Origin of the sequence: Vagococcus humatus, from assembly GCF_003950325.1 — a bacterium.
GTDB lineage: Bacteria > Bacillota > Bacilli > Lactobacillales > Vagococcaceae > Vagococcus_C > Vagococcus_C humatus.
The window spans coordinates 47,823-61,683 of sequence record NZ_PXZH01000003.1; the positions used below are offsets into that span (position 1 = coordinate 47,823).

The 13,861-nt window shown below is 29.7% G+C and carries 11 protein-coding genes; 1 reads left to right on the forward strand and 10 read right to left on the reverse strand.

The window, feature by feature from the left end; all coding sequences use genetic code 11:
- Positions 1-63 precede the first annotated feature (63 nt).
- From C7P63_RS07200 to C7P63_RS07240, 9 genes are all read right to left on the reverse strand, one after another.
- On the reverse strand, positions 64-369 hold the full coding sequence (locus tag C7P63_RS07200) for a nucleotide pyrophosphohydrolase (RefSeq protein ID WP_243640818.1): 306 nt from the start codon (positions 367-369) through the stop codon (positions 64-66).
- A gap of 2 nt (positions 370-371) precedes the next feature.
- Positions 372-2,138: a DUF2075 domain-containing protein gene (locus tag C7P63_RS07205; RefSeq protein WP_125943495.1), complete on the reverse strand. Its 1,767-nt coding sequence runs from the start codon at positions 2,136-2,138 to the stop codon at positions 372-374.
- Positions 2,139-2,435: 297 nt separating this feature from the next.
- Positions 2,436-4,247: a DUF2264 domain-containing protein gene (locus C7P63_RS07210; RefSeq protein WP_125943496.1), complete on the reverse strand. Its 1,812-nt coding sequence runs from the start codon at positions 4,245-4,247 to the stop codon at positions 2,436-2,438.
- Positions 4,248-4,270: 23 nt separating this feature from the next.
- Positions 4,271-5,002 (reverse strand): heparinase II/III domain-containing protein, encoded by a 732-nt coding sequence (locus C7P63_RS07215; RefSeq protein WP_125943497.1) that lies wholly within the window; start codon positions 5,000-5,002, stop codon positions 4,271-4,273.
- Positions 4,969-5,994: a hypothetical protein gene (locus C7P63_RS07220; protein ID WP_125943498.1), complete on the reverse strand. Its 1,026-nt coding sequence runs from the start codon at positions 5,992-5,994 to the stop codon at positions 4,969-4,971. The genes C7P63_RS07215 and C7P63_RS07220 overlap by 34 nt, the downstream gene beginning before the upstream one ends.
- A gap of 25 nt (positions 5,995-6,019) precedes the next feature.
- Positions 6,020-7,144: a glycoside hydrolase family 88 protein gene (locus C7P63_RS07225; protein ID WP_243640819.1), complete on the reverse strand. Its 1,125-nt coding sequence runs from the start codon at positions 7,142-7,144 to the stop codon at positions 6,020-6,022.
- Between the two features lie 21 nt (positions 7,145-7,165).
- Positions 7,166-7,906, reverse strand: coding sequence for a carbohydrate ABC transporter permease (locus C7P63_RS10330; RefSeq protein WP_424580147.1), 741 nt, complete (start codon positions 7,904-7,906; stop codon positions 7,166-7,168).
- A 126-nt stretch (positions 7,907-8,032) separates the two neighbouring features.
- Complete coding sequence (locus C7P63_RS10335; protein WP_125943500.1) at positions 8,033-8,932, reverse strand: carbohydrate ABC transporter permease; 900 nt, start codon at positions 8,930-8,932, stop codon at positions 8,033-8,035.
- 192 nt (positions 8,933-9,124) lie between these two features.
- On the reverse strand, positions 9,125-10,408 hold the full coding sequence (locus C7P63_RS07240) for an ABC transporter substrate-binding protein (protein WP_125943501.1): 1,284 nt from the start codon (positions 10,406-10,408) through the stop codon (positions 9,125-9,127).
- A 249-nt stretch (positions 10,409-10,657) separates the two neighbouring features.
- Between C7P63_RS07240 and C7P63_RS07245 the strand changes: the two genes are divergently transcribed.
- Positions 10,658-11,494 carry an AraC family transcriptional regulator gene (locus C7P63_RS07245; protein ID WP_125943502.1) on the forward strand — a complete coding sequence of 279 codons (837 nt, stop codon included), beginning with the start codon at positions 10,658-10,660 and terminating at the stop codon, positions 11,492-11,494.
- An 810-nt stretch (positions 11,495-12,304) separates the two neighbouring features.
- Here C7P63_RS07245 and C7P63_RS07250 read toward each other — a convergent pair.
- Complete coding sequence (locus C7P63_RS07250) at positions 12,305-13,861, reverse strand: DUF3604 domain-containing protein (protein ID WP_125943503.1); 1,557 nt, start codon at positions 13,859-13,861, stop codon at positions 12,305-12,307.

A 13,861-nucleotide genomic window follows, 5' to 3' on the forward strand; every position in this document is an offset into this window, starting at 1 on the left:
CTAATTGCTGACTTGGATGATTGACTGATTAAATATTGTCCACTTAGATTTTATTAATTTTTCTTATTCATTTGTTTCGATTGGATATTTTATCTTGTTTTTTATAAGCTTTTCATCAATAATTTCATCTATATCTACTCCAAGTTTATCCGCTAACATATAGGAATAAATCAAAACATCTGCTAACTCTTCTTTTAAATGTTCAAAGTCTTCTTTAGCTTCATCGGATGTTTTCCACTGAAATATTTCTAACAATTCAGCTGCTTCAATAGAAATAGATAATGCTAAATCTTTTTCAGTATGAAATCGACGCCAATTTCGTTCGTCAATAAACTGATTGATTTTATCCATAGAATTTTGTGAAGTCATTTTCAATACTCCTTTCTTTGAGCTTTCAAAAGAGCTTCTCTTAATTCGTCATCTACTGCATAAATATAAAGACCGTTAACCCCTCTTGTTAATAACACATTTAATTCATTTTTAAGTAAGAAATCAGAAACATCTAGTTTTTTCCCATCACTAGTACTGCGCATTTGAGTTGCTTTTTTATTTTTACTTGCTTCCCTATCAAAGACTATCTGACCATTCCTATATTTCACAGAAGGACCAATTATCACAGCAGCATAGTTCAAATCAAAACCTTGTATAGTAAAAGTGGATCCTACTTCTTGAATTGTTTGAGGTTGCTCTGCCCAAGCTTTATCTTTATTTTTTCGTCTCTGCTTAGCAGTCTGCTTAACTTGTAAATTCCATGGTAAACGCCAATTACCCACAGTTACATACCAATAATCTTCATGCTCAGGTTTGCGTTTATCAATGTACTCCCAATCAAACGTTGCTAAAATTCGGGAAATTCCTTTCTCTTCATTTTGCGCTTTTTGTTTGATACTATCATACATTTTTTCAGGACTTTCAAAAATTTTCAATTCATAATTTTTTGAATCTACTGGAATATTATTAATCATTCCTTTATCTATTAAACATCTAATCCAATCTATTGTTGATTTATCTGCATTAATTCTTAATTGGTTATTTAAACGAATATGATTATTAGATAAATTCACTTCATGAATTTTTTCTAACAATTGGTCTTCTTCCCAGTATTGTTCTCTTGATAGTATCTGATTTCGATCAAAAACTGCCACTACAACTTTAGCTCGTTTCAACAAATCATCTAGTTGATTTTTCCCTCTATAAGCTTGCTTCCCTTGAGTCCATAGTAAATGCGCTTCATCAACAATCACCACGTCCACTTTATCCTCTTCAACATGATTGTTAATAAATCTAGTAGGTTTAGAAACTACATCTTGGTTTTTTTTCGAAACAATGCCTAATTTTGATGCAATTTGTTCATAAACTTTTAATTGTTGATCGTGATTCACTAATAAATAAGTACTAATATTATGCAACACTTTGTTTTCAGAGTCTTCTGATGATAGTTGAAATAATTCATAAAACAAACTACTCATAAGTACTGTCTTACCTGATCCAGCCTCTCCTTCCACAAAAATTAACTGCCCTTCTTTTTCACGATTTAATGCAGCCACAATTTTTAATATAATCTCTTCACGAGCATTTAATTGTTCACTTGTTAGTTTATGAAAGGGAGATGCCTTAAAAATAGCCGAATCTTTAAGATGTTTTTCAGGTGGAAATAATACTTCATTTTGTTGATGCAATTTTTCCCAAATAGCTGAAAAAACAAATTCAAATTGGGTAGAGGTATAGTATTCATTTTGTTGATTAGTACGACGATTGTTTACAGTGCTAACAGATTCAACGCTAGATAAATACTGCATCAATCTATTTTCTATGTCTAAAGTTAATGACTTATTAAAATAATCGTGTCCAATAATTAACATGCGAGCATCATCTGACTGTGCTAGTTCATTCCAATCTTGACGAAACATAGGATCAATATCTATATGCTCCTTTGTTCGACGTTTTATATCATTAGTTTCACCTACATAAACAGAATAATCTCCTTTTTTCAAAGAATCATTAATGATGTACACCGTAGGATAATTAAATATAACTTTTTCATTTTTTTTATATTTATTTTGTACGTTTGCTTCTAAATTATCTAATCCTTCTTTTGAATAAGGTACTTCATAGATAACTGGTTGTGGTAAATTCATATAGCACCTTCTTAAATATAATATAGTATATTTATAATCATAGTATTATTATATCTAAGAGTTTTTCTTTTTTCTAGACCAACCTTGAATATTCCAAAGTGTACTAAAATTACTTATTTTTAAAATAAAATTAAACCCTACACCTCATTCAAATGTTCTGTTACAGATAGACAGTAACTACAATTTCGATAATTATTTCTTCTCCTCAAATAATTTGCAGTATACGATAAAAAATAGCACTTTTGTTTAAAATCATTTTCTGACTTTAAACAAAAGTGCTTTATATCTAACTTCTAGTTATCTGATACATATTTTCTTTTTAATACCATTTTTAAATAATACTACCAACTCTTCTCCATCTTGCCAAACATCAGGAATAGCATCTGTATTAAATGTATTATTGTCATCCCCATAGAACAAATGGCATAATGTGTGTCGTCCGGGAGATAGATCACCTATAATATAAGGATATTTAGCTTTATTATATAAAATATTAGTATTAACTAATGTCTTAGTAGTGAATAAATTTCCACTTGATGCAATTTTTAAAATAGCACTTGTACCTACTCTAGACTCCAAAACTATCTGATGACTATCTGACTTAGAACAATTATAGTAAATATCATCTGGAACAGAAAAACCTGCATCTGCAAATTGTAAATTTCTTTCCGTTTCTATTATATGATACCTTAAATGCCATGGAAAACTTGGAAGAATAATCGTTTTTATACTTACATCTTTCCAAGGTCTCCAATTATGAATAACATATTCTTCAGATATCTCAGCATCATCAGATAAAGTGTTTATCTTAAAAAACTCATCTCCTTCTGATAAGGAAAAGCTATTATCAAAAGCCAAACTATTTAATCCAGATCCTCCTCTAGAAATATTAAAACCAAAATTAGTTGAGTAAACATATTTCGAATACTTGATAGAGCCATTTATATGCTGAAGTGCTCCTTGTCTTATAGGAAATGCTTGAAGCGAGGCCTTACCTGTCTCCACTAGCATGTCACCTTTTTCAATTAAATAGCTAGCTTGTTTATTATTAGGATAAGAAGGTTGAATAGTCCAAAATTTATGATTTTTTGAAATTCCTAGTATTAAAAATGTCTTTAAAGCCCAGTAAGGAGAGCCAGGTCCATTATATTCTTCAGACATAATTAAATTAGGATAGGTATAACCAATAGTCATTAAGCCAGAATTATCACAGATAGGTTGTCTCATCCAATAGGCTAAATTTTTTTCTAAAAAGTATTTAGAATATTCAACTGGATATGTTTCTACTTCCGCAAAAATCATTGCACTCCAAAAGCAACTTTGAGCAAACCTATACGTTAAACTTCTACCAAAAGGTAACCCTCGTCCTTCTTTATCGAACCAATACTGAAAATTCTTGGCAAATTCACCCGCTCTTTCTTTATATAATTTACTTCTTTCAGGATCTTTGTCTTTACAAATAACAGAATCTAATAACGAATAAAAATGAAAAGCAAAAGAAATATAATAATCTTTTTGGCTATAATGACCATCATAATACCAACCATCACCTATGTAAAAAGAGTCAATCATTTCTAAATCTTTTTTTATTTCTTTATCTTTATTTTTAAAAAACAGATTATTTAAACACCGATTAACCAACACTCTAAAAAATAACCAATTATTTTGACATGGTTGATAATTATTGATTTGATTTAACCAATTAAAAAGGTTAGTTAATGTGTCATAATCATAATATTCTTTCACTTTTTCCTCATGCATTATCAAGAAAAAAGATAATGGAGCCATTTCTACCATTAGCTGATTAGTATCGGTTAAATCCCCCCAATAGTTAACAGAATGTGGGTTAGTTCCTTCCTTAATGCCTAACAATAAGCTATAAAAAAAATCATCAACAGCATTTTGAATATAGTATGCACTATACCCCCACAAAATTCTAAAAAAACCTTCTGAATCAGCTATTTTCCTAGAATAAACTGTTCCCGTTTCTCCTATTATTAACTTTCCTTTTTCTATATCTGATAGTTTATGTTGAATAGGCTCCATTAAATTCAAAAAATAATCGATGATGCTTAAATTTTCAATTGAGAATTGATTGCTTACCTTCATCTTAACTCCTCTTAATCTAATTTTTAATTATTTATCTTTTTTAGATTTAAAACGAATTCTTGACTATATTTTCTTCCCGATTTATTAGTGATTAATTGACTGATATAAAATTTCTTTTTTAATCCTTTGTGGCTATTAAAATAAAGAGTAGACATTTTATAATGACAATCTTTTTTTTCAAAATCCAGCGTTAAATTTTGCTCTCTTCCTTCGAAATTTATTTGACTATTTTCCTTAATTAGCTGTGGTTTTATATAACTAGGAAAAGTTTGAATGACTTGATACTCTTCCTCTTCTTTAAACGAGATACTATCTTTTATTATAACTTGCTTCAAATCACAATTAATTTTATAAGTTCTAATATATGAACTAATTTTACTTTGCGATGGATACAAATCAGTTAAATCTATCATAAACTCTTCTACATTATTAATTTCTATTTGTTTTAATATATTGGAACTATAGTTTCCACTACGTTGTTCACATCCATTAATTATAGGAACAGAATGACTAATAGACCGAGTATTTACATAATTATAACGTGTGTTTAAATCAAAATATTCTTTAGTATATTCTCCAGCTCCTAGATCAACTATATATTGTTCTTCTTTATCTGCTATTAGAAAACTTCCAACATCATTATGATTGTGAGCTTCTAAATTATGCCCACCTTTGGCGGCAAAAGAAAAACTATAATCTTGATTTGAAATAATTAACCATTCTAAATCTGGAAAATAGTGTTTTTTTCGTGATATATTTCACTAACTAATCGTTTACTCCACAATAAATTTCGTGACAAATCTAACCATCGATATGTATGAAAAAAATCCAGTCTACTAACTTGTTCAACTGTTATAAGAGAAACAGTATAATTATCAGCTAACCAAGCTAATAAACCAGAAGGGATTTCAAAATCATTATAATCAGAAAATGACACAAATTTTCCTTTTCCTAAACTCACTTTATTAGGAAATTCAGCTATCTTTTTTAACTTAGGATTTAATAGATAACAATCAGTATTAAATTTCTGCCTGTATTTATCTGCAAAATAACAATAATAACCGAAACCATAACTCCAATAGCCTACTCCTTCGTCACACCCTCCATCATCTCCGTATCCTGACAAAAAAGTCTGTAACATATGGTTAACTTTTATCATTATCTTTTGAAATAAACTATCTTCTGGATGAATTAAACTAATCGCTATCATGCCCGTACAACTAGCAATTACAGAACTCCAATTATTAGTTTCATTTTCCCACCACCAAGATTTATCAACAAATGGTGTTATATATCTATTCATTACTTCATATTTTATTCTAGCCTTTATTAAATCTGATAAATCTTCCTCATGCCATTCCATCACTTCTGCTAGCATTTGTGCTGTCTCGGCAGCATTTAAATCAATATTAAAGCGTGCTTCATCAGAGAAAACATGTTGGGAAATAGGTAAGTGTGCTGGTAAACTCCAAGTGTATTCATTACATATTTCCCAAAGATACTCTTCTAATTTTAAAAGAGTTCTTTTATTTTTATCAAATAATAATTGTAATGCCAAAACATGAACATATTTTCTTCTTAAATAATAATCTTTTTCAAATACCAAACGATTTCCATCTTCTAAATATGTTTTATAGCCACAATAAGGTAAACAAGGTATTGCATCCATCCGTAAAATGGCTTGACTAGTTTCTACAATATCAGTCATTAATGGTTGACAAAAAAGCTTGTTTATTTGAATATCCATGATAATCTCCTACACATATTATTTATTACCAAATATTAAATTCTTTCCCTTGTAATCTCAACAATGCTTCTATGAAAAAATAATCTGTATATATAATAGGTACTTCATTCTCAACATCTCGATGAAACGCTACTGTTCCGCCACCAATTATGCCATCATGATCCAATTCGAAATCTGCAAATTTATTGATAGTATTATCTACTATTTTTTTTGCAATATTTTGATATAATATAGCATCATTTTCTTCTAGATGACTAGACAATTCTAACAATCCACAAGCTGCACATAATCCTGCACTAGTGTCATGTCTCTCATCATCTTTAGGTGCTCTAAAATCAACTAAAGGTATATAACCACTCTGTGAAATGTTAGCTATAAAATAATTAGCAACTTTTTTAGCAGCAACTAAATAGTCTGTATTTTTCGTATATTTATAACTAAGAGCTAATCCATAAATCCCCCAACTTTGTCCCCTTGTCCAAGCTGAATCCGCCGCATACCCTTGACCTGCTAATTCTTTTATATACTCGCCAGTTTTTGGATCAAATACCGCTATATGACTGCATGAACCATCCGGTCTAACCATATACGTTAATACAGTATTAACATGTTCTTCTGCTATCTCCTTGAACCGTGGATCTCCTGTTTCTTCTGTAGCCCAATACAAAAGAGGAACATTCATCAAACTGTCAATGATTACCCATCCTGTTTTTTCTTCATTCCAACATCTTAAAAATTTTCCCTTTGGATTATAACGCCCTGCCAGCAGCGTCGCTGCATGCAATCCTCTAGTTCTTGAAACTTCATTTCCTGTTTGTTTGTAATTAGCAACAGAGGTTAATTGCCACATAAATCCCACATCATGGTGTAAATCTTCAAATAGCATTAAAGCTTTATCTAATAATTCTTCATTTTTTTCTGCTGCCTTTTTATATTTTTCGTTTTTAGATGAATTATAAAGTTGCCACAATTGTCCACCCCAAAAACCATTTGTCCACCAAGAGATATCCTCTTCCACCATATTTCTAAAAACACCATTAATAGGAATATAAGGGATTCCCCCTTTTAATCGTTCAATTTCCCATAGTACTTTTCTCTCAGTCAATTTTTCTATTTGCTCTAAATTTAAATTTTTTTTCACATCAATCACCTTACATCACCTTTCTAATATTTAACCTTTCATTCCAGATGTTGCTATACCTTCTACAAAGTATTTTTGCATAGATAAAAATACAACTGCTACAGGAATGATTGAAACAACTGATGCAGCCATAATCAGAGAATATTCTGCATCAAACTGGGATACAAACATTCTTAAACCAAGCTGAATTGTTTTATTTTCTGTACTATTTAAGTAAATAAAAGGACCCATATAATCATTCCAAGTGTTAACAAATGTTATTATAGTCAAACTTGCTATAGCTGGTTTTGTTAAAGGTAAAATAATTTTCCAATAAATACCCCATTCAGATAATCCATCAATTCTAGCGGATTCGCATAACTCATCAGGTATAGACATATAATATTGACGCATTAAAAATACACCGAAGCAGTTAAAAGCTTGCATAAGAATTAAAGCCCATAAATTGTCTGTTAATCCTAACCCTTTCATCATTATGAACTGAGGAATCATATATACTTGCCATGGAACAGCTATAGTACCTATATAGGCTAAAAACAATACATCTCTTCCTTTAAATTGAGCTTTTGAAAACCCATATGCAGCAAAACTACTCGTTAATAATTGAATTAATGTAATAACTACAGATAAAAATATTGTGTTTTTAAAAAACATAGTCAATGGAACTTTTTTCCAAATATTTATAAAGTTTTCAAAATGAAATTCTTTAGGTATCCATTGTATAGGAACTGTAAAAACTTGATTACTGGATTTAACTGACGCTGATAGCATCCAAATAAAAGGTACTAAAACAAATATTGATAAAACAATGAGAGCTATATAAATCACAATATTTTTTATTACTTTATTATTTTTTTCTTTTTTAACAACTGATTGATCCATAAAATCTCCTCCATTCTATGCTTGAGCATTTTTCTTTTCAATCCTAAATTGAAACACAGTAATACTTAGTACTATAATAAATAAAATAAATGAAATAGCTGAAGCATAACCAAATCTAAAATTAACAAATGCTTCATTATAAATTTCATAAACCAATACATTAGTTGCTCTACCAGGCCCACCTTCTGTCATTACCTGTACTAAGTCAAACACTTTAAAACTATTGATTGTTAACATGATTAAGACAAAAAAAGTAGTTGGGCGTAAAGATGGTAATGTAACATTTCTAAATTGTTCCCATTTTCCTGCTCCATCAATAGAACTTGCTTCATATAATTCTTTTGGAATACCTTGCAGTCCTGCTAAATAGAGAATCATATAATATCCCATACTTCTCCACACACTTACAATAATAATGGCTGGCATTGCCCATTTAGAACTAGATGTCCATCCAGGTAATGTTGTAAAAAAATGTTGTAAAAATTGATTGATAGGTCCCATAGTCGGATGAAAAAGCATATTCCAGACTACAGCAACCGCTACAAGAGAAGTGATATATGGGAAAAAGAAAATAGTTCTAAAGATACCTATTCCTCTAATTTTTTTATTTAATAATAATGCCAGACCTAACGCACAAATCATCGTTAACGGAACCACTCCTATAGAATAATAAAAAGTATTCTTAAGAGATATCCAAAAGGTAGCATCTCCAAATAGCTCTTTAAAGTTATTTAACCCTATAAATTTAGGTTTGCTAAATGAGTCCCAATCTGAAAAAGCTAATATAAAAGAAAATACAATCGGTATAAGCGTAAATATAAAAAAGCCAATGAAGTTTGGTAAAATGAAACTCCAAGAAATTAATGTTTTTTTTCTTTTGTTCCATTTATTTTTCTTTAGGCGATTTGAATTCATAGATATTCCCCTTTCTTATATCTTTAATTAATAACAAATGTTTGCTTAACTTAAATAAAAAAGCAAAAGCAGTTTGGTCACAATACAATGAACTGCTTAGAAGAGTAAAACTTATGGACCCTCTTTTAGCTCTTGTTAGACACTGCTTTTGCTAATCATAAATAAAAACTGTTAATTCTAACCTATATAAAATTATTTAATTCCTTTAATACGTGATTCCATATTACTGATTCCTTTGTCTAATGAAACGTCCTCTACCATAATCAAGTCATGCTCTTCTCCTAAAACTTTAGTAATTTCTGCTGCAGAAGCATTGGCAGCATGTTCAAAACCATTTTTATCAGGATATAATGCTTGTTTAGACATCTCATCTTGTGGCATACCAGGAATAGAAAATAGCGTTTCTAAAATTTCTTCATTTTGATAAGCTGTAGTTATACCAATTTCAGATAATACTTTTGCTCCTTCTTTTCCGCTACAAAATTCCACAAACTTTCTTGCTAGCTTAGCATTAGCAGCATTTTTATTGACAGCCATACCTGCTGGTCCACCGTACGTAATAACTTCATTAGAATCTTTTCTTTGTGGGATAGGGGCCATTCCCCAATCTAAATCTACAGTTCCAGCTTCTGTGCCTTTCAACAAACTAGATATGTAAAATGATCCCATTATCATAGTAGCTGCTTTTTCAGTTTCAAATACTGATGAATAAGTTGTGTTGGTTGTTTTTATTGTAGCGTAATCCATTACGCTTCCTTCATTTTGCATATTAAGAAATATATTGTAATAGTCCTTTAGGAATCCATATTTTCCTTTTAATAAATCGTTATTAGTTTGATTAGCTGCAGTCGCTTGCACAATTGGGAACCATTTGTGGTGATAACCCCCATATACTTTCTCTGCTTCGTTACTTCCACTTGTCATTTTTTTAGCCATTTCTTGGTAACTTTCCCAAGTTAACTTTTCTGGGTAGCTAACTCCCGCTTTATCAAACAATTTTTTATTATAGAACAAAACATAAGTATCTTTTCTAAATGGCAGCGCGTACAATTTGCCATCTTCTGTTCTATAACTTTCTAAATTCTCACCATAACTTTTAATGTCTTCTTCTGATAATTTATCAGAATACGTGCTTAAATCTAATAACTGTTTTTTATTAGCATAATTTACATAACTTCCTACATCTTTCATAGCAAGTACATCTGTTTTGTCACCGCTTGCTAACAATGTTGTTATTTTGTTTTCATATGCACCAGGATCTATATCCACAATTTTAACTTTAGCATCGTGTTTGTCTTCAAAAGATTCTACTAACGCTTTAAATTCTGTATTTTGATCATACCCCCAAACAGCTAAAGATATTTCATTGTTATCACTTGTTTTGTCTTTAGCTTTTTCTCCTTTTGAACAACCTGTTGTTACAAATAGTAAACATAATGCCATAATTGCTAAAAAACTCAACTTTTTCTTCCCCATTACAATTCCCTCCACTGATTTGATACCTTTATTTTAAATCATCATGTACGCATCACCAATACAAAAAGAAACTAAAACAATACAAAAAGAAACTAAATAAAAACCCTTACATATTTAAAAAAGCTAAATTATACTAAAAAATTAGCTTTTTATGTAAAAAATTAAGTTGTTTTTTGCATTTTATGAGTAAATAATGTAATCTATTAATTAATCTATACACTTCAGTAATACATTGAAAGGATTTTGTATATGAACTATAACATTGAGCATTTTGCTTCTAATACTCTAAGCTCCCACGGAAACACAGAAGAAACTATGCACTTTGCTCCACATCTACATAATCATTATGAATTAAACTTATTTATTAGCGGCGATATTAGCTTTTTTATTGATGGAGAATTATTTAAGCCTACTAAAGGAGATCTATTCCTCATTAATAGCACACGTATTCATGGTCCAAAAATACTATCAAAATCCAGTTACGAACGAGCAATTATTCATTTTTCCTCTAAACTTATTCAACTCATACCACAAGAATCTCTTGATTTATTAAAAATTTTTGAAACAAAAAATATGATTCATTTAAATCAAGCGGAAACGCAAACTTTTATACAAATTACTGATAAATTACAAAATTTAGAAGAAATAAATCAAGAATTGTTTGGTAAGAATATACTAATGCAAGTATATTTAATTGAAATTTTAATACTTATCAATCAAACAGCTACAAACTGTAATTTAGATGAATCTTTTTTGACTAATGATGAATTATCACCAATTGTGAGCCAAATTATTCACCTTATACAAGAAAACTTAGACCAAACCCTTTCTCTTAATACAATTGAAAAAAAATTAAATATGAATAAACATTATCTCAACCGACTATTTAAAGCAGAGCTAGGAATATCTATTTATCAATTTATACAGCTAAATAAAATTTCTTTAGCGAAAAAACTACTTTACCAAGGTATATCTGTAACTGAAGTTTGTGAACAACTTGCCTATAAAGATTACTCTACTTTTGCACGGGCATTTAAACGTGTGACTGAACTTTCTCCAACCAATTATGTTAAATCTATGCTCTAGTAACTAGTAGAAAGGATTCATACTATGGATAATCATTTGTTTTATAAAATTAGTAATACTATTTATCAAGGACTGCTATGTAACTGTTGTTTTGCTCTAAGCAACTTACCTATATTTTTATATATTTTATTTTTTTCACATTCTAATAATATTATAATTGGTATGTTTCTTATAGGTATAACCTTACTTCCTAGCTTAAGCTCATTGCTTTTCTGTATTCATATTATTAGTGAAAATAACGGAGTTCGTATTTTTTCTACCTATTTTTCTAATTTCAAAAAATCTTTCTTCAAAATATTACCTTTTTCTATTATTTTTAGTGTTGTTTCTCTCACGTTTATTTATTTTTTTAGATTTAGAACTTCACTTCCCCCATTTATAGTTTTATTATTTATATTTAGTAGCAGTTTATTTACTCCAATTCTTTTGAACTTTTCTTATTATACTAGTTTGAATTTAGAAAAAACTAGTAAATCTATCTTTTTGTTTGCTGTTTATATTTCTATAAGAAAATGGTATTTATCAATAATCAATTTACTGGCTTATCTTTTACTTCTTTTAGCTTGTTTATTTAATCCTATATTAGGTTTCTTAATCGTCCCAATTTTTATAGGTTCAGGCATATATATTAGTTGCCAATCATTATCTAAAAACATAACAAATTAATATTAGCTCCTAAAAAAAGTTGTATAGAGAACTTTTTCTCAATACAACTTTTTTATAATAATTCATTTAATTATCTACCTATTAAATAAATGAATCCGGTAAAAAAACACACTATTTATTGCTCTTAATTTGCTTCAAATATTGTTATTCTTCTATATTTTTCAACCATATAGGAGACCCCCAAGCTACTTGACCATCACTTTGAAATACTTTAACAAAATAAGATTCTTCTCCAATTAAAGGAGGAACAACTTCAAAATATGTTTCCACTTCATATGCTTCTTTAACAAATCCTTGATAAATTTTTGCCTTATAGGCATTATGATACCACCCATCACTACGATAAAAATCTTGCAAATCTGACAAATTTTTAACTAACTTCCTAGCCTCTTTCTCAAAAACAAATAGATGACTTTTTTGTAATATATCTAAAACAGAATAGATTATTTTTTCTCCATCTAAATCAATTTGAATTTCACTTGTAATAGGAGCTTCAATTTCAAAAATATACCCTTCGTTTTTCATGCTACCATCTCGCATCCAATGATCTGTATCCGTATTTTTTTGAGATTTACAGTTGAAGTCTACAGTGCGTTGGTCTGTAGATATATTAAACGTATTATCAAAAGAGTTAAAAATGGATTCAACTGATTTAATTTTCCCCTCTGTTTTCAGAGTACCTTTCCAATTTTTTTCGTATACATTAGGAAAAATTTTCACGTTAGGTCCCCAACCACATTCAAGTTTAAATTTAAAACAAACAGTTTCTTTTTGACTTCTCTCTTTACAAGAAGATTTTGGAATATATATATCTATTAATTGAGTATTTTTATATAATTCTATCCGTTCTACACAGCTATTAGCAACTATCGATACATACATCTGACTTTTTTTATTGTTAGTTGATATAATACTGCCCATTGGATGACCTTCTAACTCTGTCCACACTGTTATCCTAGAATCTGTAAATCCAAAAGTTCGACGTTCTTTAAAGGCATTCCAAATAGATTCTTTGGTATAGCTCTCTGCCCACACACCTGCCCTCCCATTTTTCACCAGTGCTGGAATTTCATGATTATCTCCTGAAGCAATGACCCCAAAATGATACCCTTGTTTTAATCCATCTAATACTGTCCCCCCGTCTACGCGAGGTCCCATATGTATATGACGATCCATAGCAAGATTAGTTTGATCTTTTTCAGAACTACCATGATGAGAATATATTTCAACTAAAGGCGAAAATTCTTCATTGTGTGTTAACCAATTTTTACCCCGGTTTCCCACTGAATAACCTAGATGATGAGGAATCCCAATCACTTCTCTTCCCTTAAAGGAATTTACTAACTCTTCATATCGTTTAGGGAGTAAAATATCTCCTGTATCTTTTTGAAAATAAATATTATGATCTCCATCTAATCCTGCACCTTGCCATTCATAACCTAAGAAGCTAATAAAATTATCTTCTTTATTTTTTTTATTTAAAAATTTTTTAATTTCTCCCCATTGATGATGCATTTTCTCAAAATCTATTTCTTCTTCTGTTTTATATCCATTTTTGACTTCTATCATGTGGTATGGATAATACGCTATAGTAAAAAAGTCACTTACTTTTTTACTATGTTCGTACCATTTATCTAATAAATCTATTTGATTCGGATGCAAATTCAAATGTAAATCGGTAATGTAACTATTATATGTCAT